Source organism: Nocardia sp. NPDC003482 (assembly GCF_053588115.1).
This window is the reverse complement of sequence record NZ_JBSFPI010000001.1, coordinates 318,077-338,914: the sequence shown is the minus strand read 5'-3', so window position 1 is coordinate 338,914 and position 20,838 is coordinate 318,077. Positions and strand designations below refer to the sequence as shown.

The window sequence follows — 20,838 nt, the reverse complement described above, 5'->3', positions numbered from 1 at the left end:
GAGCGACCTCACGCGATATCGGCGGCGAGTCGGCGAGCGGCGAGTTCGGCGTACACCAGTGCGCCGTCGGTGAGCACCGCGTCGTCGAACACCGCATAGGGCGAGTGATTGTCGAAGGCGTGCGCCGGATCGGCGTCGCGGGGGCAGGCGCCGAGCAGGACCATGGCGCCGGGCACCCGATCCAGCACCCGGCAGAAGTCCTCGCCCGCGTACAGCGGCCCGGCCAGGTCCAGATAGCGTTGCGGCCCAAGCACTTCGGCGACTGTCGTCGCCGCGAAGTCGGCTTCGCCCGGATCGTTGGCGGTGACGTCGAGGTACTCGGTCACTTGCGGGTCGGCGGTCACGCCGTGCGCGTCGGCGATCGAACGACAGACGCGTTCGAATCCCTTCCGCAGCGCGTCGCGGGTGGGCGCGTGGTGCCAGCGCAAGGTGCCGTGCAGTTCGGCGTGCGCCGCGAGGATGTTCCCGGCGGTGCCCGCGTGGATCGCCCCGATGGTCAGCACCGCCGTGGCGGCGGGATCGGCGGTGCGCGACACCATCCCGGGCAGCGCACCGACCATGGCGGCGGCCGCGGGGAGGGGGTCGTGCGCGAGATGCGGGGCCGAGCCGTGCCCGCCGGTGCCCCGCACGGTCACCGTCAGCAGGTCCGCGCCGGCCATCAGGGGTCCGCGCCGGGTGGTGAACACCCCGTGCGGAAATCGCGCGGACATGACGTGAATCGCATACGCGGCAACGGGTTTCGAGCCCGCCGCGGACAGCACGCCCGCGTCGATCATCCTGGCCGCGCCGTCCGCGCCCTCCTCCCCCGGCTGGAACATGAAGATCACGTCCCCGGCCAGTTCCGCCCGCCGCGCGCACAGCATCCGGGCCGCGCCCACGAGCATGGCGGTGTGCAGGTCGTGGCCGCAGGCGTGCATGGCCCCGTTGCGCGCGGCGTAGTCGAGGCCGGTGCGTTCGGTCAGGGGCAACGCGTCCATGTCGCCGCGCAGCAGCACGACGCGGTCGGACCGCCCGCCGCGCAGGACGGCGGTGATCGAATCGAGTTCGCGGCCGACGGTGATCTCGAGCGGCAGTCCCGCCAGCGCGTCGAGCACCCTTTGCCGGGTGCGCGGCAGCCGCAGGCCGATCTCGGGGTCCGCGTGGATTTCTCGGCGCAGTCGCACCAGATCCTGGTGCAGCGCATGCATTTCCGGAGCGGGGGGCATTCTCGACCCTTCCTGTCGTGCGTGATCGTGACAGGATGTCGAGGTCGGCGGAAAAGCCCGTGAAATCGCAGGAAATTCGACGAACCGGGGTGGATATGCAGGATTCTGTCCCGGCGCTGGACGAATTGGATCTGGCGCTGATCAACTGCCTGGAGATCGCGCCGCGGGCCACCTGGCAGCGGCTGGGCACGGTCCTCGAGGTCGATCCGGTGACGGTGGCCCGGCGCTGGCAGCGGCTGCACGCGGCCGGGGTGGCCTGGGTCAGCGGCCGTGCCACCGGCGCGCCCGACTCCTGTCTGGCCATCGTTCTGGTCGACTGCGCCAACGGGACCGTCAACGACACCGCGCGGCAGCTGGCCCGCTGGCCGCATGTGCTCAGCGTCGAGCACATCAGCGGCAGACACGATCTGTCCCTGCTGATCTCGGTGGGCGGAGTGGTCGAGCTGTCGAGGCTGCTGCTGGAATCGCTGTCGGCCGTGCCCGGTGTCGCCGCGACCAGCACCATGCTGGTGACTCGGGTCTACCGCATGGGCGACCAGTGGCAGCTGCGGGTGCTCGACGCCGGGCAGCGCGCCCGGCTGCTCGACAGCGTGCGGCCCTGGCCCGCGCGCCCGCCGAAACCCCGGCCGCTCGACGCGACCGATCGCGCGCTGGCCCTGCGGTTGGGCGAGGACGGGCGGACCCCGCTGTCGGATCTGGCGAGCGAAACCGGATCGAGCCTCACCACGGTGCGCCGCCGCCTCGACGGCATGATCGCGGGCGGCCGCCTGGTGCTGCGCTGCGATCTGGCGCTGTCGCTGTCGAGTTGGCCGGTGGGCATGTGGGTCTGGGGTCGCGCCGATCCGAACGATCGGGCGACGGTCGAGGCGGTGCTGGGCGTCCCCGGCGCGCGGGTCTGCATGCGCGTGTCCGGCGGTGAACCGAATCTCGCCGTGGGCTTCTCGCTGCCGTCGGTGCACGAGGTGCCGGTGGTCGAGTCGCGGCTGTCCGCCCAGGCGCCGCGGTTCACCGTGCTGGGCACGTCGATGGTGCTGCGGTTCCTCAAACGCATGGGCCGCATCCTGGACTCGGCGGGCCGCAGCGTGGCGACGATCCCGATGGAGATCTGGGCGGATCCGGGTCACCCGCCGCCACCCTGACCGGCGCGGCGCCTCCTTCCCGAGGTTCGGCGTGCGCCGACGCTCCCGTGTACTCCAGGTTCATCCCTTTCGGATGAACCGATCGGACCCCGGTCCATGGATGCTGACCTCGACTTGCCGGGCCGCTCGGCGGTCGCAGGAGCAGGTGAATCTCATTCCGCGAGAGGCCGATAATGACCGATTCCGCAATGCCGAATCCCACGGATCGTGCCGTGCATCGGCGAGCCGTGGAAGCAGCCGTGTGGGGTATGGCCGCGGTGAACTACGAGATCATGCGGTCGGTCATGGCACCACGGGGCGCGATCGAATTCCTGTACTGGTCGAAGCTGTTGGATTGGCGCAACCAGACTCTGACACCGAACCCCGACCTCATCTACTACATGGCCTTCCTGGACGTCGGCCGCGACGGACCGATCGTCGTCGAGATCCCCCCGGGTAACGAGCAGCATGTGCTCAACGGCAGCCTGTGCAATGTCTGGCAGGTCCCGCTCGAAGACGTCGGGAAGTTCGGCGCCGACCAGGGGCGCGGGGCGCGGTATCTGCTCCTCCCCCCTGGTTACGACGAAACGCCGCCCGACGGCTATCTCGTGCTCCGGTCCGACACCAATCGGGTGTACGCGCTCCTGCGGACGGTGCTGCCCGAGGCAACCCAATCAGCCCTCGACGCGGGTCTGGATTACTGCCAGGGCATTCGCATCTACCGTCTGGCCGACGCCGCGGACCCGCCCGAGACGCCGAGGCGAGACCTCGCGGGTGAATTGGTCGACACCCGCATTCCCGAGACTCTCGAATTCTGGAAAGCTCTCGACCGGGTCGTGCAGGCCGAACCCTGGTTGGCGCGTGACCGCGCGTTCGCCGAAATGCTGACCACGGTCGGTATCGAACGCGGTACGAAGTTCGAGCCCGATGCCCGGCGGGTGGAATTGCTGAAAAGCGCTGTGCGCGAAGCACTCGAGTGGATTCGCGCGGTCTACCGATCGGACCCGCCGTTCTATGCGGGCCGGCACTGGTTCTTCCCCGCGGGGCGTGACTTCATCGCCGGGCAGAGCACCAACTTCGCCGACGGCGAGGTCTATCCCTACACCGATCGCGCGGTGGTTTATCACATGGCGTTCATCGGCCTCAAACGCCTCGGCGTCGGGCAGTTCTATCTGGTGAACCTCCGCGACCGGGACGGGGAGATCCTGCGTTCGAACCGCACCTACCGCATGCGCGTACCGGCCGACGTGCCGGTATCCCAGTACTGGTCGGTGTCGATGTACGACGGCCACGATCACACCTTCATCCGCGGCAACACCAAATACTCGGTGTCGTCCCAGCAACCCGGTCTGCACGTCAACGCCGACGGCTCCGTCGACGTGTACTTCGGGCCGAACGCGGCGCCGGGCCGGGACGCGAATTTCATCGAAACCGGCGAGAGCGAGACCTTCGAATTGATGTTCCGCTTCTACGGTGTCGGGCCCGAGGTGATGAACAAGCAGTGGCGCCTCGAGGACCCGGAGATCATCGACCACAGGGAAATTCCCGGCGCAGTGTGACGCACATGCCGCCGTCAGCGCCCGGCGACCGGGCGCACGCGTTCGAGCACGACGGGCGCGTAGGGCCGCCACGTCGAGACGGCCCAGAGCACCACCAGATCGACCACGATCGTCGCGACCGACCACCACGGCGCGTAGGGCAGCGACAGGAAATTCGCCACGATCGAGACCGCCGCGACGACGGCGGCGAGGATCAGGGCCCAGCGCGCGGCGATCATCATCGCCAGGGCGACGAGGATCGCGAGGGCGCCGAGCACGATGTGCACCCAGCCCCACGTGGGCAGGTCCATCCGGTAGGTGTACTCGGGGACACGCAGGAACACCTCGTCGCGCGCCACCGCCGAAATGCCTTGCAGCACAGACATGATCCAGGCGAGCAGCAGCATCACCGCGGCGAACATGGTGATCCCGGCGGCGAAACCCTGCCGAACCGGGTGGGGCTCTTGCAGATACGTCGTCATGACGGCCACGCTAGGAACGCCGCCTGCGGGGCGGCGTCATCCGATCGGGGTGATCCCGGCCGACTCCGGCCCGCGTCCGGCTCGACATCCGGATCGACAGCGGCGATCTCACCCCGAACGGGTGAGGGTTGCGCCGAAACCCTGATTAGGGTCGGTCCCATGCACAGGGCTGCGCGTGGGGTCCTCTCGGCGAGGGGTGCGGCCGCCGCCCTGATCTCCCGCGCGGACGGCCGTCCGTGACCCGCGCGCCGATCTTCGAGTCGCTGGCCGGATACCGCCGCGCGTGGCTGCGGCCCGACGTCGTCGCGGGTCTGACCGTGTGGGCCGTGCTGGTTCCCGAGGCGCTGGCCTACGCCTCGATCGCGGGCGTGCCGCCGGTGACCGGTCTCTACGCCGCGGTGCCCGCGCTGGTCCTCTACGCGCTCGCGGGCAGTTCGCGGCATCTGGTGGTCGGGCCGATGTCGGCGACGGCCGCCCTGTCCGCCGCGATCGTCACGCCCCTCGCCGGGGCCGACGGCGGGCGCTACCTCGCGCTGTCCACCGCGCTGGCCCTCGTCACCGGGGCGGCCGGGCTGCTGGCGGGGCTCGTTCGGCTGGGTTTCGTTGCCTCGTTCATCTCCGAACCGGTTCTGAAGGGGTTCATCGTCGGGCTGGCGCTCACCATCATCATCGGCCAGGTTCCCAAGCTCCTCGGCATCGGCAAGCACGAGGGCGACTTCTTCCGGCAGGCCTGGGGAGTGCTCACCCATCTCGGCGAAACGCACTGGCGCACACTGGTTCTCGGCCTGCTCAGCCTGGCGGTCGTACTGGGTGTGAAACGCTGGCTCCCCCTGGTTCCCGGTTCGCTGCTCGCGGTGCTGCTGGGCATCGCCGCGGTCGCGGTGTTCGATCTGGACGACCACGGGGTCGCCATCGTCGGGCACATCGACTCGGGCCTGCCCGCCCTCGGCCTGCCCGATGGCCCGGACTTCGGGGACTATCTCGATCTGGCCGGGCCCGCGATCGGTGTCCTGCTGATCGGATTCGCCGAGGGCCTCGGCGCGGCGAAAACCTATGCGGCCAAGGCGGGTTACACCGTCGACGCCAATCGCGAACTGCTCGGCCTCGGCGCGGCCAATCTCGGTTCCGGTCTGGCGTCGGGGATGGTCGTCAACGGCAGCCTGTCCAAGACCGCCGTCAACGGATCCGCCGGGGCCAGAACGCAATTGAGCGGGCTCGTGGTCGCGGCGTTGACGGTGCTGACCCTGCTGCTGCTCACCGGGCTGTTCGAGAAACTGCCCGAGGCGACGCTGGCCGGCGTGGTCATCGCCGCGGTCGTCGAACTGGTCGACATCGCCGGACTGCGGCGGCTGTACCGGGTGTGGACCGAGCGCCTCGGCGGCATCTACGACCACGCGGCGCGCGCGGACTTCCTCGCCGCGGCCGCGGCCATGCTCGGCGTGCTGCTGTTCGACACGCTGCCCGGACTGCTCATCGGCATCGGCATCTCCATGCTGCTGCTGGTCTATCGCACCTCCCGCCCGCACGTCGCACCCGTGGTGAAACAGGGCACGCTGTGGCTGGACGCCGACCGGCACCCGGGCCTGCCGCGGCGGCCCGACCTGCTGGTGGTCCGCGTCGAATCCGGGCTGTACTTCGCCAATGCCGACTACGTCCGGGAGCGCGTCACGAGCCTGTGCACCGACCGGACCCGACTGGTCGTCCTCGACGCCGAGACCTCGCCGAGCATCGACGTCACCGCCGCGGCCATGCTCGACGACCTGCGCGCCGCCCTGGCCCGCCGCGGCGTCGGCTTCCGGATCGCCCGGCCCATCGGGCAATTCGGCGACACGCTCGGCGCGTCGGAGACCACCGCCACCCCGATCGGGGTGTACCCGACCGTGACGGCCGCGGTGGCCGACCTGCCCGAGGACACGACCCCAGGAGGCGACCATGGGTGAGCTGCTGCTGCGACTGCTCCCGGAACTGATCGGCCTGATCATCACCCCCGGCGCGATCGCGGGCTGCATCCTGCTGCTGCATTCGCAGCAGCCCGTGCGCAACGCGCGGGCCTTCGGCGGCGCGTTCATGCTCACCTACACCCTGATCGTCGTCTCGGCCCTGCTCGGGGGCGCCTCCGACCCCGGATCGACCTCCCCGCACACCTCCTCCGCCGCCGGGCTGGCCGTCGGCCTGATCTTCCTCGCCGCCGGAGCCTGGGTCGCGACCCGACCCCGCGCCGCCGCGGCGACCACCCCGAAATGGCTCGACGAACTCGGAAACGCCGGTCCGAGAAGGGCTTTCGTGATCGGGATCGCCTTCGCGGTGGTCAACCCGAACCTGTTCATCATGATCTCCGGTATGAGCCTGATCTCCAGCTCCCACACCGGCCCCGGCGCGGCCTTCCTCGCCACCGCGCTGTTGCTCGCCGCCGCGGCACTGGACTTCCTGATCCCGATCGGGGTCTACCTCGCCCTCGGCGACCGCGCCCGCACCGCCCTCGACACCGCGCAGGACTGGATGGTCCGCAACAATCGCGCGATGTCGATCGCGGTGCTGTTCGCCTTCGGGGCGCTGTTCACCATCCGCGGGATCGTGAATCTGATGTCGGTGCGGTCCTGATCCGGTCAGGGGGTGACGATGGCGAAGTTCTTGTCGCCCGGGTCGAGCACGGCGGCCAGGCGTTGTAGTGCCGACGCGTCGCCCTCGAGCTCGATTCCTGGTGTGTCGCCGGAGAATCCGCCGAAGGCCAGGGTGGGCAGCGTTCGGCTGGTGGTGGTCAGCGTCGCGTCGGCCGCGCCGGCCTGCGGGCGGGCGCTGTAGGTGAGGACACCGTTGGCCAGGCGCAGCCGGTAGCGCTGGTCGAGATCGGTGAGCGCCACGTCGATCGTCAGGTTTTCGCCCCACGCGCGGGGCCCGTCGATCTGGATCGCGATGGCGTCGAACAACATGGTCGGCGACAGCTGCGCGACGACATCGGGCGCGGTGGTCTCGGTGGGAGTGCCGAAACCACCGTGGCGCAGTTCGGTCGTGCCCGACAGGTACCAGCTGCGCCAGGTACCGTTCTCCGCGCCGTAGCCGAGCTGCTCGTAGGTGTCGGCCAGCAGCTCGCGGGCCGCCGCGTGATCGGGCTGCGCGAACACGACATGGTTGAGAACCTGTGCGGCCCAACGGAAATCACCGTTCTCGAAGGACTCGCGGGCCTTGTCCACCACCGTGTCGGCACCGCCCATGAACTCGACGTACCGCTTGGCCTGCTCGACCGGCGGGTGCGGCCACAGGTTCGCCGGGTTGCCGTCGAACCAGCCCAGATACCGCTGGTAGACCGCCTTCACATTGTGGGAGACCGAGCCGTAGTAGCCGTGCGCGCTCCAGGCGTTCTCGAGCGACGGCGGCAGCTCGATGGCCTCGGCGATCTCCGGACCGGTCAGGCCCTTGTTCATCAAGCGCAGGGTTTGATCGTGGACGTAGGCGTACAGATCGCGCTGGGTCGACAGGAACGTCCGGACTCGTTCGTTACCCCAGGTGGGCCAGTGGTGGGAGGCGAAGACGACCTCGGCGTCGCCGCCGAACAGGTCGATGGTCTCGGTGAGATAGTTGGCCCAGCCGTGCGGATCCCGCACGACCGCACCCCGCAGGGTGAGCAGATTGTGAAAGGTGTGGGTGGCGTCCTCGGCGGCGCACAGGGCGTGGAAGTCGGGGAAGTACACCAGCATCTCCGCGGGCGCCTCGGTGTCGGGAGCCATCTGGAACACCATCCGCACCCCGGCCACGGTGACCTCGTCACCGGTGGTGGTGACGATATCGGTCGGCGCGATCAGCGACACCGTGCCGATCGAGAGGGTCTGCCCGAGCCCGGCGCCGACCTGGCCCTGCGGACCGCGGGCGAGCGCGGCGCCGTACATGTATCCGGCACGCCGGTTCATCGCTGTCCCCGCGAAAACGTTCTCCGACACCGCGTGTTCGAGGAACCCCTCGGGGGCGAAGATCCGCACCGCCCCACTGTCGACCTCGTCCTGCGATACGAAGCCCTTCACGCCGCCGAAGTGGTCGGCGTGGGAGTGGGTGTAGACGATCGCCTTGATCGGCCGGTCGCCGCGATGGGCGCGATACAGCTCCAGCGCGGCCCGCCCGGTCTCCACCGACAACAGCGTGTCGACCACGACCACCCCGTCGTCACCCTCGATGAACGAGGTGTTCGACAGGTCCATGCCCCGCACCTGATAGATGCCGGGCACCACCTCGAACAGGCCGTCCACGGCCACGAGCCGGGATTGGCGCCACAGGCTCGGGTTCACCGTGTCGGGGGCCTCGCCGTCGAGGAAGGCGTAGGTGTCGTTGTCCCAGAGCACCGTCCCGTCCTCGGCCGTGACCGCGTTCGGGGAACGCCGGGCGATCAGTCCGCGGTTGACGTCGTCGAAGTCCTGGGTGTCAGCGAACGGCAGACTGTCCCGCAGCGCCTTGTTCCGGGCAGCGATGGATGCCGATGCTGTTTTCGATGCCATATCGCGCAGTCTGGTGACCGCATGACGCGCTCGTACCATCCGAAACGGGTGAAAACCTCACCCTCCCGCACCGGGTGCCCAGCAGTACCGCGAACGGTTCGGCGAATTGCCGTCCGAGACGGCCACGGGGTGTGCGTCCGCGGCGGGACCCGTGACAGCGTCGATCGATCAGCCGAGGTAGGTCGATTCGAGCACCAGGTCTTTGAGGACCTTCTGGTATTCCGCGTGTGTGCGGTGTTCCCGGGTGCGCCATCGCACGCGCTCGTGCCGGCGCATGAAGGCTCGGTACTCCGGGGCGCCCGGGTATTTGACGTTGTCCGCCACGACGACCGACCCCGGACGCAGCCAGTCCTGGTCCAGGATTCGGTGGAGATCGGGCAGGTACTCCTCCTTGACGTGATCGAGGAAGACGAAATCCAGTGAGCCCGAGGCGAACTCGTGTTCGTCACGCAGGGCGGCCAGGGTCCTTCCGCCGTCGCCCAGGGTGCCGACGATCACGACGACGCGGTCGCCGATGCCCGCGTGATCCCAGATCCGTTGCGCCACGGCGGCGTTGGCCGGATTGAATTCGATGGAGTACAGGACGGCGTCGGCGGGCATGGCCCGTGCGATGCGCAGAGCGCTGTAGCCGCAATAGGTTCCGAGTTCCAGCAGGCGGCGCGGGCGCGCGGCGGCGACGGCGCGGTCGAGGATCCGGCCCTTCTCGTCACCGATGTTGATCAGGTAACTCTTGGTGTAGCAGAACTCGTCGATCGTCCTGATGACGTCATCGATGTCGTTGCGGCGCGCGTGCGCGCACACATAGTCGGCCAGGGCCTGTTCGCGGCCGTCACCGACCTGCCAGTTCGCGCCCATGTGCCGGAGGCCGAACAGAAAACGCACATACGACCAGCGCAGGAACATCACCGGTTTCCCGGCGTATTCGTTGGCGGCGACGGCGAAGGACACGGCGGCGGTGACGGCCAGCACCGACCGGGGCAGCCGCCGACCGAACGCCCTCGGCGCGGTCAGCAGGATCGACGACGTGAGCGACACCGCGGTTGCCACGACGGCGGCGACATACCTGCTCACAGACCCTCGCTCCCGCCTTGTCGGCGTTTCAGTTCGTCGTCCAGGATCGGCCCGATCACCGCGAGCGCCTCGGGGTTGGTCATCTGGGCATGAGTGACGTCGACCCAGTGCTGGGTGATCCGGCCGGAGCAGTGCGGACGCCACATCTCCGCGGTCAGGTCGCCGGTAATGCCTTGGCGCGCGGAGAAATACAGCAGATCGCCGTCGTAGCACGCGGGGCGGTAGCTCGTCGACATGGCGACGCTGTCGACGTATCCCCGGTGCAGGCGTTCGAGTTGCTCGCGGGTCAATCCCCGGCCCGGTCCCGGGCTGTCGGCGAGCAGGTCGACGGCTTCGTCGAGGGTGAGCGGACGGCTGTCGGGAGTGGCCGACTCGTTGCCCTGGAGATGGGTCACCAGGTCCCGGACGGTCGGCGGCTGCGGCGGGGGCGCGTCGTCGCCGAACACCACGCTGTCGAACATGGTGACCGACGCGACGGCGTGGCCGTGGGCGCGCAACCGGATGGCGAGCGCGTGGGCGAGTTGCCCGCCGAGGGACCAGCCCAGCAGGTGGTAGGGGCCCTCGGGGCGCACGCGGAGGAGTTCGCGCAGGTACACCTCGGTGAGTTCGTCGACGGTGTGGAAGTCGCCCGGTCGCCCGGATACGGCCGGGGATTGCAGCCCGTAGACGGGCCGGTCGGTGACGTAGTGCAGCAAGCCCGAGTAACACCACGACAGCGGCACCGCGGAATGCAGGCAGATCAACGGTGTGCCGGAACCGTTGCCGCGCAACGGCAGCACCGTCTCCAGGGCCGAACCGCTCACCGCCACACCGCTGTTCGCATTGGCGGCCGCCGAATCGATTGCGGCGGCGAGGGTTTGCACCGTCGGGGTGAACAGCGAGGACACCGTCACGGTGGTGCCGCACCGCTCCGACAGTTGCCGGCACAGTTCGACGCCCAGCAACGAATTGCCGCCGAGCTCGAAGAAATTGTCGTCCAAACCGACCCGCGTCTGTCCGGTCACCTCGGCGATCGCTTCCGCCACCACCCGCTCGGTCGGCGATGTCGGTGCGCGAAACGCCGGGCGTGGCAGCGACTGTGGGTCGGGCAGGGCGGAGCGATCGGTCTTGCCGCTGCTCGGATTGATCGGGATCTCGGACAGCGGTACCAGGACCGCGGGAACCATGCCGGGCGGCAGGATCGTCCGTACCCGCGCCAGCACGGCGGTACGGTCGAAGTCCTGCGCTGCCGTCGCCGGGACGACATAGCCGATCAATCGGTCGCCGAGCGTCTGCGATGTCCACACCCGCACCACGGCCTGCTCGACCGTCTCGTCGGCGGCCAGTGCGCGCTCGACCTCCGACGGCTCGATGCGCTGCCCGCGCAGCGAGATCTGCACATCGCTGCGGCCGAGGTACTCGAGCGTCCCGTCGGGTTGCTCGCGCACGACGTCGCCGGTGCGATACATTCGAGTTCCCTTGGGCCCGTGCGGGTTTGCCACGAAACAACTCGCGGTGATCCCGGGCCGCCCCAGATATCCGCGCGCCAACGCCTCACCCGCGAGATACAGTTCGCCGCGCGCGCCGCGCGGGGCGGGCCGTAGCCGGGTGTCCAGGACGAGGGTCTGCACGCCGGGTAGTGCGCGGCCGATCGTGATCGTCGTGCCCGGCTCGAGCGGTTCGGTCTGGGTCACCACGACGGTGGCCTCGGTGGGGCCGTAGGAATTGAACATGGGTAGTCGGTCCGCCCAGCGGTCGGCAAGTGCGGGCGGGCACTTGTCGCCCCCGACGGTCACGGTGCGCAGCGACGGCAGTCGGTCCGGGTCGAGGGTTGCCAGAATGGTGGGTGTGACCACCAGGTTGGTGACGGCCTCGTCCTGGATAACCTGCGAAAGCCGTTGTCCCGCAACGATGTCCGGCGCCATGGCGACCAGCGTTCCGCCGGGGACGAAGGCGGAGAGGTACTCGAGGAACGAGGCGTCGCAGAAGGGCGAATGTGCTTGCAGCACCACGGATTCGGGATCGAGGTGGTTGCGGGTGCGCAGGTCGTCGGCCAGCGCGGCCAGACCCTCGTGGGTGCTCAGTACCCCCTTGGGTTCGCCGGTGGATCCGGAGGTGTAGATGAGATAGGCCGGGTGAGCGGCACGCAGCGGTCTGGTCCGGTCCGCGTCGGTCACCGCGGCGGTCGAGCGCGACGCGGCGGCGCGGGTGAACTCCTCGCTGTCGAGCAGCAACCAGTCGGCCGCCGTGCCCGTCAGCGCCGCGTGCCATTCGGTGCGGGTGATGCCCAGTGTCGCACCGGAATCGGCGAGGAGCTTCGCCACGCGCGCCGGCGGATCGGCCGGATTCACCGGGAAGAAGACCGCGCCGGTACGGGCAACCGCCCACAACGCCGTCACCGATTCCACCGACCGCGGCAATGCCACGGCCACAACGACTTCCGGTCCGGCGCCGTGCGCGATCAGCTCGCGCGCCCATTGGGCGCTCGTCTCGTCGAGGGCGCGATAAGTCACCGAGCGGTCCGGCCCGCTCAGGGCGATCCGTTCACCGGTACCGATTCCGTGCGCGAGCAACTCCGGGAGCAGGCGCTGATGATGCCGCTCCGGCGCGGCGATCGTGCGGTTCCCGGCGACCGCCGCGAACACCCTGTCCTCGCCGTCGGCTTCCAGGAATCGGGACAGGCAGTCCACGAACTGCTGTCGATACCACTCCACCTCGTCCGCTCGGTACAGCTCCGGGTTGGCGTGGAAATCGATGGTGAAGGGTTCGGCGCCGAACCGGTAGCAGCTGATCGCCAGGTCGTCCACCGGACCCGCCGACAGCAGATGCGTGCGTCCGCGAACGTCGCCGAAGCCGATGCTGTCGGGCAGGCTGAGGACGTTGACCAGTGGACCGTAGCCGTGCCGGCCGACCCGGCCCATGCCCTGGTCACGGAGCAGGTCCTCGTGCCGGTACAGCTGGTGGCGCAACGCTCCGATCATCCGCAGGCGCACCTGCCCGACCAGGTCCCCCACCGTCCGGTCGGGCACGCCTCGCACGCACAAGGGCACCACGTTCGACACCATCCCCGCCGATTGCCGCAGCGCGCCGCTGGTGCGCGCGGCGACCGGCAGCGACACCGTCACATCGGTATCACCGGTCATCTGTGCCAGAAACGCGGTGACCGCCGCGACCAGCACCTCGGCGACGCCCGCGTCGTAGTGGTCGGCCACGGCTCGCAGCCGAGCCATGGTCGCCGCCTCGAGGGGAGCGTGCGCGATATGCGGCCGCGCGGACGGGGCCGCGTACCGATCACTGAGGCGTGTCACGTGGTCGAGTCCGGCGAGTTGGGTTCCCCAGTACTCGCGGTCGGCGGCGAACCGTGACGAACGCCGATATCGCTGCTCGGCTGCCACGATCTCGGCCAGATGTACCGCCCGGCACGGCGGCGCGGGGCGATGTCGCGTTGCGGCGGAATGCAATTCGGCGGTTCGCTGAAGGAGCCGAGCGGCGCCGAACCCGTCGACCGCGATGTGATGGCTGCGTGCGTAGCAGCGATATCGGTCGGGGCCGAGGGTGAACAGCACCGCCTTCGAGACGTCGGGGCCCGTCAGATCGATGCCGGCGAGGGTGTCCTCGCTCATCCACTCCCGCGAGGCGCGGTCCGGGTCGGGGTGATCGCTCAGATCGATGCACTCGAATCCGGTGTCCACGCCGTGGTCGAGGTACTGGCGCGGTCGGCCGTCGACGATCGTGAAGCGGACATGCGGGGACTGTAGTTCGCGAGCGGCGCGGCGCGCGCAGTCCTGGAGGAGCCCGACATCGAGACCGCCGCGCACGTCGGTGTATTGGGAGATGGAGAACGGAACGCTCGGGTGCAGTTGCTGGGCCAGCCACAGCTCGGACTGCGCGACCGATAATTCGAACGGGTCCAGGTCCCGGCTGGCGTCGTCACTGCGCAGTCCGGTACTCGACAGGTCTACCACCGCGATTCCTCGACTCTCGACGGCGAGCAGGTCGGCAGGGCGATCGCACCGCGCGCCGTCACGAACCGACGCTCGTCCGGAGGAAACCCTGCACTTCCGCCATCATCCGATCGACCGAATCGGCGACGAAAAGGACAGGCTGACAGACGCTGTCGTCGATGTGGCTGACGAGGATGTCCTCGACCCGGAATTCGCGCAGATCCGCGTGCGGGAACGACTCCATCTCGGTGACCGAGGACAGGATCGCCGCTCCGTACGCTCGCGGGCGACCCCCTTCGGCGACCAAGCCGACCTCCAGGGTGAACCAGAACAACCGCGCGATCGCGGTCCGCTCCTCGTCCGAGGTGGCCCGGTTGGCGGCCCGGCCGAAGCAGCGGTACAGCTCCGCGAATTCCGGATCACCCAGTATCACAGCGTGTCCGACCAGTTCGTGGATGATGTCGGGATCGGGCGAGAACGCTTGCTCCGCCACCGGCCGCACGTCCGGGGTGGCGTGCAGGATGCCGTCGGCCATCGGGCCGTAGAACAGCCGGCCGGGTTGGCTTCCGATGGCCGGCACCAGCTGGAAACCGGTCAGCGAACGGAGGGTACGGGAGACCTCGCTCATTTGCGGGACGTGATCGGCGGGCAACGGGACGACCCGAGCGGCACGACGATATTCCGCGCAACCGAGTTGCTCGTGCAGACCGCGAAGCGTCGCGAAAATACGCGACCACAGCACGTCTTCGTCACCGCTGTAGACGAAGTCGGGCACGGGCTGCCCCGGGCGACACGCGCGGGCGACGCGCTCACGCTCGGATCGAACGTCGACACCAACCGTCATCGCAACCAACCCTCTCCTCGAGTCGCCCCGACTTGCGCATGTTCACCGAACAGTCGAAATACTGCGGCACCGACAAGACGGGGCATGCCGTTGCCGGGAGTACCCGCGCCGATTTTCGCCAAACAAATCGAGAGAACGAGGAGAATAATGCTGAACGAAAGTTAATGCCCATTTATTCGCCACGACCCTCGCCCGCAGGTTCCGCATCGACCCTCCGCTCTTCTCATCAGCAACGATAGAGCCACCCGTAGCCAGCGAGGCTACTACAGTCGCGGCGGCGATTCACGCCTTCGCGACCTTTCTCGGGCGTGGACGCACGAGCTCAGCGGCCTCGCTCCCCCAGAACCAGATCGATGGTGTGTGCGGCGATCCCGCGAAGTTCGGTTTCGTCGCCGAATGCCCGTTCGAATACGGCCAATCCGCGCGTGACCGTCACGATGTGCAGGGCAGCGATCCTGGGTGTGCCCGCGAACTCGCCCCGCCGTTGCCCCTCCGCCAAGGTTTCCTCGACGAGGGCGGTGATGCGGGCGAGGAGGTCGGCGAAGGCGCGGCGTGCGTCGTCACCCAGCCCCTCGCCGTTGCCCGGCGCCAACTCCATCAGGCCGCGCGTGGTCGGGCATCCGCGAGGCGGGGAGCCGGAACGGAAGTTCGTGATCGTCGCGTCGAAGAACGCCGCCAGACGTTCACGGAGCGTCCCTGTGCCCAGCACGTTCCGCAGCGTGTCCAGGTACGTGTTCGCGTAGCGCTCGTAGGCGAGGAGGAACAGCGCCTCCTTACCGCCGTAGGCGTTGTAGAGGCTGCCGCGCTGGAGGCCCGCGTCGCGTGCGATCTCCGCCAGGGACGTGCCGCGCACCCCCTTGCGCCAGAACCGATCGAACGCGATGCGCAGAACGTCGTCCTCGTCGAATTCTCGTGGTCTCAACGCTTCTTCCCGATCGGCAAGGGGGTGGTGTCGAGTACGAGAGTACTTGACAGAGTGTCAAGAACCTGTTTTTATCAAGGCGTCAAAAATGATTCGTCCCGTTTGCGGCCACGCATCCAGCGCCCCCAGGAGCGGCCGACCGGATGCGAAGGGATTCGCCATGCCCCTCGTCCACATTTCGCTGCGTGCCGGAAAGCCCGAGAGCTACCGCCAGGCCCTCTTCGACGCCGTGTATCGGGCGATGCGCGAAGCGCTCGACGTTCCCGAGGGTGATCAATTCATGATCATCACCGAACACGACGCCGCGAACTTCCGCTACGGCAACGCATTCGGCGTGCGGCGCGGTGACGATCTCGTGTACATCCAGATCACCATGTTCGACACCCGCACAGGTGCGCAGAAGCGCGCGTTGTTCGGGCGGATCGCCGAGTTGCTCGGTGAGAACCCGGGTATCCGGCCGGAAGACATCTTCATCAATGTTCTCGCCTCCGCGAAGGAGAACTGGTCCGTCGGCCACGGTGCCCAATTCGCCTGAAGCAGCGGACAATTCACGCGCGTGGCGATGCGCGCCGCCCAGCGAGAGTCAAGAAGGCCCGTCAGGATGGGAGTAGCGGGCGGAGGCGGCCGAGCACATCGTGGCGGCCGGTGGCGGTGAGGCCGATCTGGGTGGCGAGATCCAGGTCGATCACACCCGTGAGTAGGCCGAGGACGGCGTTGGCCGGTCCGTCCAGGACGAGGTCGGGGGCATCCGTTCGGCCGACACGGGTATGGATCCGGCCGTCGCCGATCTCCATGACCGCGTGTACGTCGCCGACGACGAGCTGAATCACCACCGGCGGGGCCTCGGGGGCGGCGTCGACGCTGAACCACGCGGGTGCGTAGGCCAACCACTGGGGCAGGAAGGCGTCGCGCGGGTCCACTGTGCCCATGTATCTCAGGCCCCAGAGTCCGATCGCCTTCAGCACGGGCTCCAATGCCCAGCCCGCCTCGGTGAGCCGGTAGAGAGTGGTCGCGATGGGTGGGGGCGCTTCGTCGCGCTCGATCAGCTCGGCCTGTTCGAGCTCGCGAAGGCGCGTGGACAGCAGGTTGGCGGCGATGCCGGGCAGCCCGTTCTTCAGGTCGGTGAACCGGCACGGACCTTGGATCAGCAGCTCGCGCACGATCAGCAACGTCCACCGGTCGCCCACGACGTCCAGGCCGCGGGCGATCGAGCAGTACTGGCCATAGCTTCGCATGCGTCCACTCTACCAAGCGGAAGTAGAAGATCTCTCCTCATCGGTTGAAAAACTAAACTTATAGGTTCTAGTATTCAACCATGTCTCGTCTTCGATCCAAACCGCTGGTCCTGGCGGCGCTTCTGTTCGCCTCCTTCGTCATCAATCTGGACACCACCCTGGTCAATGTGGCGTTGCCGACGTTGACCCGGGCGCTCGACACCGACACCGCGCAATTGCAATGGGTGGTCGACGCCTACAACCTCGTGTTCGCCGCGCTGCTGCTCACCTCGGGCAGCTTGTCCGACCGCTTCGGCCGCAAGGGCATGCTGCTGGCCGGGCTGGCGGTGTTCGGGACCGCGAGTTACGTGGGCGGCTTCGCGAACTCCTCGGGCGAGCTGATCGCCGCCCGTGCGGTGATGGGCCTGGGTGCGGCGATGACGTTCCCGGCCACATTGTCGCTGCTCATCGGGGTGTTCACCGGTCGGAAGGAACGCGCGCTGGCGATCGGGCTGTGGGGTGCCACAGCCGGTATGGCCATTGCCCTCGGGCCGATCGTGGGCGGGTACCTGCTGGAGCATTTCAGCTGGTCGAGTATCTTCTACGCGCTCGGGCCCGTGTCGCTGGCCGTCATCGTCCTGGCGGCGGTGTGTGTGCCCCGGTCGGCGTCCGCGCTCACGCACCGGCTGGACGTCCCCGGCCTCGTACTGTCCGGTGGATTCATGGCGCTGCTGGTCTACACCATCATCGAGGCCCCGAACCGGGGCTGGACCGCGCCGCCGTCGCTGCTCGGGTACGCCGGGTCGGCGGTCCTGGTCGTCGCGTTCATCCTCGCCGAACGCCGGGTCGACTCACCCATGCTCGATGTGCGGCTGTTCGCGAACATGCGCTTCAGCGCGGCCAGCGCGGCGGTCACGGTCGGGTTCTTCACGCTGTTCGGGTTCATCTTCCTGATGACCCAGTACTTCCAGTTCATCCGGAGCTACGGTCCGCTGTCCACGGGCGTGCATCTGCTGCCCGTGGCGGTCTCGGTCGCCGTCGGATCGGCCGTGGGCACCCGGCTGGCCGTCACGATCGGCACCAAGGCCGTCGTCACGGCGGGGCTGGCGTTGCAGGCGGGCTTCTACTTCTGGGTCGCCGCCGACATCACACCCACGTATCCCTACGGAGTCATCGCCATCCAGATGGTCGTCTACGGGCTGGGTATGGGGCTGACCACCGCGCCCGCGACCGAGTCGATCATGGGGGCGGTGCCCGCCCACCAAGCCGGAGTCGGCTCAGCGGTGAACGACTCCACCCGGCTGCTCGGTGGCACCCTCGGTGTCGCGGTGATCGGCAGCATCTATGCCTCGCTGTACGGGGCCCGGCTCGATACCGGACTGCCGAAATCGCTGCCCTCCGCGCTGGGCGACCTCGCGCACCAGTCCATCGGTGCGGCCTACGGTTTGGCCGACCGGCTCACCGCCGCGGGCCAAGGCGCCACCGCGGAGGCGGTGCGGTGGGCGGCGACCGACGCCTTCGACCACGGCCTGCGCGTCGGTTGCGTCGTGGCGGGCGCGGTCGCCGCCGGCGGAGCGCTGCTCGCCGCGGCGTTCCTGCCCGCTCAACCGCCGAAACAGCCTGAGCCACAGCGTGTTTCGGCACAGCGGGAGAGCTTGGGACCCGCCGTCTGATCAGTGCTTTCGCTTGCGGTCGCGAGGCGGCCTCAACCCGCGGAGGGCACGGCCTCGCCGGTGCGGGTGGCGAGCCACTGCTGTATCTCGATCAGGTTCTGGTCCGGATCACGAAGATACGCACAGCGGATGCGGCCGTCGTATTCGATCGGCCCGGCGAGGATCTCGGCTCCGCGGCCAGCTATCTCGGCCAGATAGGCGGTCAGATCGTCGACCCGCAGCGACACCATCGCCGCGTCCTCGCCTGCCTCCGATCCGGATCGGAGCGTATCGCCAAGCGCCGCAGCCAGATTCGACCGATCGTGGAGAGCGAGTGTGCTGCCCAGTTCGGGCTTGAATGCGACATAGGGCGGCCGCGGATCATCCGTTTGCGGTGTGAGGCCGAGAACATCGCGGTAGAACGCCACACAGCCGTCGAAATCGGCCACAATCAAGCGAATCTGAGTGAGGTGCACGGCACCGGAGCCTACTCCGGTACGGTAGCGCTCCCCCACCATCAATGCGGGTGGCTCACACGAGGGGTCAGGAGCCCGCTGTCAGGACTCGTGTGGCCTCCCGTTGTGCGGCGGTGTTGATCACCCCGGCGCGCGAGCCCGCGAGTTTGGCGGCGATGTGTTCGTCGACGGTGACGTCGGCGTAGAGGCGAGGGTGCCGGGCGTCGACGAAAGCGGGGAGCGGACCGATGACCGCCTCGGCGTCGCCGTCGAAGAAGTACGCCGCGGAGCGCCGGCGCTGGATCGTGCCGTTCACGATCGGCGGCTTGACCCGGTGCAGGGTGGAGAGCCACTGCTCGTTGGTCAGCCGCGTGGTGAGGTCGCCGAGGTTGATCAGGAGTGCTCCCTCGGCCGGTTGCACATCGTGCCACCGCGTGCCGTGCAGAACCTGGAGTCCCTTCACCTGGTCGGCCCACAGGATGGTGACGATCCCGTAGTCGGTGTGCTCTCCCATACCGATCAGGTCCTCGTCGACCTCGACGCGGGTGCCCTCGGGTAGCGCGTAGTTGTTGATCCGCAGGACTTCGATCGGGTGGGCCGCCAACTCGGCGATGGCCCCCCGTTCCACACCCAGCGCGTCTTCGAAGATGGTGACCATCGTGCGGGCGACGCGGCCCGCCTCGGCACGCCAGGCGTCGACCCTGGCCCGGAAGCCGTCCAGGGCAGGCCAAGTGTTCTCCGCGTAGTGGCTCTCGATCAGCGTGGTTCCGGGATAGTCGGAGGTCGAGGAGCCGACGTTGAAGGCCTCGAAGAAGTCCTTCATCCGGGTCTCGGATCGGATACCCGCGCTCAGGGCGAGGGTCTCGGACTTGGGCGGGGTGTAGCCACGGTTCTCCCCGGCGGGGCGGCACCACCGTTTCTTCACGTCCTGAGGTAGGGCGAAGAAGTCGTCCACGGCGTCGGTGAAGTCGTCGATCAATTCCGGCGCGATGCCATGGCCGAGGATCTGGATGAAGCCGACCTCGCGGCAGGCGAGGTCGATGGCCGCGGCGACGTCGGCGCACGCCGCGGCTGTTCCACCCTGGACGTAGGGGCTGATGTCGACAGCGGGAACCTGGAAGGTGTTCACGATGACCTCCTGATGTGGTACGGACCGTGGCGCGCCCGGAGGTGTCCGCTTTCCCGGCCAGGAGTCGGCCTTGCTGTCTTGTTGAACTCGGGCATCGGGAAGGTTACGCACCCGAGGTTTCGGTCCTGTTTCGCGCCTAGCCCGCCGGATGCGCCAAACTCAGGACGACATGCGCGGGTTCGTCGCCGACCAGGAACCAGCGGTGCCTCATCGCCGCCGAGTGCGCGATGAAATCGCGCGGCCCGAGCTCGAACGAACCGGCCCCCTCGACCTCGACCAAGAGAGTGCCGGAGACCACGTAAACCCCGAGATCGCCCTCGAGCTGGAACCATTCACCGATGTACCGGCCCGGCTCGATGACGTACTCGATGACCTCCAGCACGTTGTCCGGCCGCATCTGCAAGGTGCGGCCGACGACCGCGTCAGCCCGCGCGGCGACCGGCACGCGCCCGCCCTCATCGGCCCGAACGACGGTGACCACGTCGTCCGTGACCGGCGGCAACAGCGCCCCGGGCAGCACGCCGAGCGCCTCGGCGAGCCGATAGACGGTGATCATCGAGGGGGCGGAGATGCCTCGCTCGAGCTGGGAGAGAAAGGGCTGGCTGATCCCAGCCAGCGACGCGAGTTCGCGCGTTGATAGCCCTCGCTTCTTACGGAGAGCGCGCAGCTGGTCCCCCGCCCGGCGCGACAGACGCGACTCGTCCAACGAACCAGCCTCCGAAGTCCGTTCTGTCACGCGCTTCCTCTTCATGTGATCGTTACAGAACCGAATGTCCACGTAACTCGAAATGGCCAGTATGA

Annotated in this window: 17 protein-coding genes; 6 read left to right on the top strand and 11 right to left on the bottom strand. The window is 68.4% G+C overall.

From position 1 onward, the window contains the following. Positions 1-8: 8 nt before the first annotated feature. Complete coding sequence (locus ACWDSJ_RS01595; RefSeq protein WP_450028733.1) at positions 9-1,205, bottom strand: M20 metallopeptidase family protein; 1,197 nt, start codon at positions 1,203-1,205, stop codon at positions 9-11. Positions 1,206-1,300: 95 nt separating this feature from the next. On the opposite strand from ACWDSJ_RS01595, the gene ACWDSJ_RS01590 reads away from it, so the two are divergent. Then, a complete protein-coding gene (locus tag ACWDSJ_RS01590) occupies positions 1,301-2,344 on the top strand; it encodes an Lrp/AsnC family transcriptional regulator (protein WP_450028732.1) in 1,044 nt (347 codons plus the stop codon). 173 nt (positions 2,345-2,517) lie between these two features. Continuing rightward, on the top strand, positions 2,518-3,882 hold the full coding sequence (locus tag ACWDSJ_RS01585; protein WP_450028731.1) for a DUF1214 domain-containing protein: 1,365 nt from the start codon (positions 2,518-2,520) through the stop codon (positions 3,880-3,882). Positions 3,883-3,896: 14 nt separating this feature from the next. Here ACWDSJ_RS01585 and ACWDSJ_RS01580 read toward each other — a convergent pair whose 3' ends face one another. Continuing rightward, positions 3,897-4,343: a DUF7144 family membrane protein gene (locus tag ACWDSJ_RS01580; protein ID WP_450028730.1), complete on the bottom strand. Its 447-nt coding sequence runs from the start codon at positions 4,341-4,343 to the stop codon at positions 3,897-3,899. Between the two features lie 236 nt (positions 4,344-4,579). On the opposite strand from ACWDSJ_RS01580, the gene ACWDSJ_RS01575 reads away from it, so the two are divergent. After that, positions 4,580-6,283, top strand: a complete 1,704-nt coding sequence (locus ACWDSJ_RS01575; protein WP_450028729.1) for a SulP family inorganic anion transporter — start codon at positions 4,580-4,582, stop codon at positions 6,281-6,283. After that, positions 6,276-6,944: a GAP family protein gene (locus ACWDSJ_RS01570; RefSeq protein WP_450028728.1), complete on the top strand. Its 669-nt coding sequence runs from the start codon at positions 6,276-6,278 to the stop codon at positions 6,942-6,944. The genes ACWDSJ_RS01575 and ACWDSJ_RS01570 overlap by 8 nt, the downstream gene beginning before the upstream one ends. A gap of 5 nt (positions 6,945-6,949) precedes the next feature. Here ACWDSJ_RS01570 and ACWDSJ_RS01565 read toward each other — a convergent pair whose 3' ends face one another. From ACWDSJ_RS01565 to ACWDSJ_RS01545, 5 genes are all read right to left on the bottom strand, one after another. After that, positions 6,950-8,827, bottom strand: a complete 1,878-nt coding sequence (locus ACWDSJ_RS01565; protein WP_450028727.1) for an alkyl/aryl-sulfatase — start codon at positions 8,825-8,827, stop codon at positions 6,950-6,952. A gap of 168 nt (positions 8,828-8,995) precedes the next feature. Beyond that, positions 8,996-9,730 (bottom strand): O-methyltransferase, encoded by a 735-nt coding sequence (locus ACWDSJ_RS01560; protein WP_450029016.1) that lies wholly within the window; start codon positions 9,728-9,730, stop codon positions 8,996-8,998. 164 nt (positions 9,731-9,894) lie between these two features. Next, positions 9,895-13,842: an amino acid adenylation domain-containing protein gene (locus ACWDSJ_RS01555; protein WP_450028726.1), complete on the bottom strand. Its 3,948-nt coding sequence runs from the start codon at positions 13,840-13,842 to the stop codon at positions 9,895-9,897. Positions 13,843-13,900: 58 nt separating this feature from the next. Then, positions 13,901-14,665: an amino acid hydroxylase gene (locus ACWDSJ_RS01550; RefSeq protein ID WP_450028725.1), complete on the bottom strand. Its 765-nt coding sequence runs from the start codon at positions 14,663-14,665 to the stop codon at positions 13,901-13,903. Positions 14,666-14,987: 322 nt separating this feature from the next. Continuing rightward, positions 14,988-15,587: a TetR/AcrR family transcriptional regulator gene (locus ACWDSJ_RS01545; RefSeq protein WP_450028724.1), complete on the bottom strand. Its 600-nt coding sequence runs from the start codon at positions 15,585-15,587 to the stop codon at positions 14,988-14,990. Positions 15,588-15,747: 160 nt separating this feature from the next. Between ACWDSJ_RS01545 and ACWDSJ_RS01540 the strand changes: the two genes are divergently transcribed. Continuing rightward, on the top strand, positions 15,748-16,122 hold the full coding sequence (locus ACWDSJ_RS01540) for a tautomerase family protein (RefSeq protein ID WP_450028723.1): 375 nt from the start codon (positions 15,748-15,750) through the stop codon (positions 16,120-16,122). Between the two features lie 61 nt (positions 16,123-16,183). Here the strand turns inward: ACWDSJ_RS01540 and ACWDSJ_RS01535 are convergent, their stop codons facing one another. Further along, a complete protein-coding gene (locus ACWDSJ_RS01535) occupies positions 16,184-16,822 on the bottom strand; it encodes a winged helix-turn-helix transcriptional regulator (RefSeq protein WP_450028722.1) in 639 nt (212 codons plus the stop codon). 80 nt (positions 16,823-16,902) lie between these two features. Here ACWDSJ_RS01535 and ACWDSJ_RS01530 point away from each other — a divergent pair, with 80 nt between their 5' ends. Next, positions 16,903-18,474 (top strand): DHA2 family efflux MFS transporter permease subunit, encoded by a 1,572-nt coding sequence (locus ACWDSJ_RS01530; RefSeq protein WP_450028721.1) that lies wholly within the window; start codon positions 16,903-16,905, stop codon positions 18,472-18,474. A gap of 32 nt (positions 18,475-18,506) precedes the next feature. Here the strand turns inward: ACWDSJ_RS01530 and ACWDSJ_RS01525 are convergent, their stop codons facing one another. The 3 genes from ACWDSJ_RS01525 to ACWDSJ_RS01515 all read right to left on the bottom strand — a co-directional run bounded on the left by ACWDSJ_RS01525 (position 18,507) and on the right by ACWDSJ_RS01515 (position 20,743). After that, a complete protein-coding gene (locus tag ACWDSJ_RS01525; RefSeq protein ID WP_450029015.1) occupies positions 18,507-18,971 on the bottom strand; it encodes a VOC family protein in 465 nt (154 codons plus the stop codon). A gap of 25 nt (positions 18,972-18,996) precedes the next feature. Next, positions 18,997-20,037 (bottom strand): isopenicillin N synthase family dioxygenase, encoded by a 1,041-nt coding sequence (locus ACWDSJ_RS01520; protein WP_450028720.1) that lies wholly within the window; start codon positions 20,035-20,037, stop codon positions 18,997-18,999. Positions 20,038-20,173: 136 nt separating this feature from the next. Then, a complete protein-coding gene (locus ACWDSJ_RS01515) occupies positions 20,174-20,743 on the bottom strand; it encodes a helix-turn-helix domain-containing protein (RefSeq protein WP_450028719.1) in 570 nt (189 codons plus the stop codon). Positions 20,744-20,838 lie beyond the last annotated feature (95 nt).

What these genes read in the sequence shown, in the direction of transcription:
- ACWDSJ_RS01585 (WP_450028731.1), top strand. Translation starts at nt 2,518, where the DNA reads ATGACCGATTCCGCAATGCCGAATCCCACGGATCGTGCCGTGCATCGG.
- ACWDSJ_RS01565 (WP_450028727.1), bottom strand. Translation starts at nt 8,827, where the DNA reads ATGGCATCGAAAACAGCATCGGCATCCATCGCTGCCCGGAACAAGGCG.
- ACWDSJ_RS01580 (WP_450028730.1), bottom strand. Translation starts at nt 4,343, where the DNA reads ATGACGACGTATCTGCAAGAGCCCCACCCGGTTCGGCAGGGTTTCGCC.
- ACWDSJ_RS01540 (WP_450028723.1), top strand. Translation starts at nt 15,748, where the DNA reads ATGCCCCTCGTCCACATTTCGCTGCGTGCCGGAAAGCCCGAGAGCTAC.
- ACWDSJ_RS01525 (WP_450029015.1), bottom strand. Translation starts at nt 18,971, where the DNA reads ATGGTGGGGGAGCGCTACCGTACCGGAGTAGGCTCCGGTGCCGTGCAC.
- ACWDSJ_RS01595 (WP_450028733.1), bottom strand. Translation starts at nt 1,205, where the DNA reads ATGCCCCCCGCTCCGGAAATGCATGCGCTGCACCAGGATCTGGTGCGA.
- ACWDSJ_RS01535 (WP_450028722.1), bottom strand. Translation starts at nt 16,822, where the DNA reads ATGCGAAGCTATGGCCAGTACTGCTCGATCGCCCGCGGCCTGGACGTC.
- ACWDSJ_RS01530 (WP_450028721.1), top strand. Translation starts at nt 16,903, where the DNA reads ATGTCTCGTCTTCGATCCAAACCGCTGGTCCTGGCGGCGCTTCTGTTC.
- ACWDSJ_RS01560 (WP_450029016.1), bottom strand. Translation starts at nt 9,730, where the DNA reads ATGTTCCTGCGCTGGTCGTATGTGCGTTTTCTGTTCGGCCTCCGGCAC.
- ACWDSJ_RS01590 (WP_450028732.1), top strand. Translation starts at nt 1,301, where the DNA reads ATGCAGGATTCTGTCCCGGCGCTGGACGAATTGGATCTGGCGCTGATC.
- ACWDSJ_RS01550 (WP_450028725.1), bottom strand. Translation starts at nt 14,665, where the DNA reads ATGACGGTTGGTGTCGACGTTCGATCCGAGCGTGAGCGCGTCGCCCGC.
- ACWDSJ_RS01570 (WP_450028728.1), top strand. Translation starts at nt 6,276, where the DNA reads ATGGGTGAGCTGCTGCTGCGACTGCTCCCGGAACTGATCGGCCTGATC.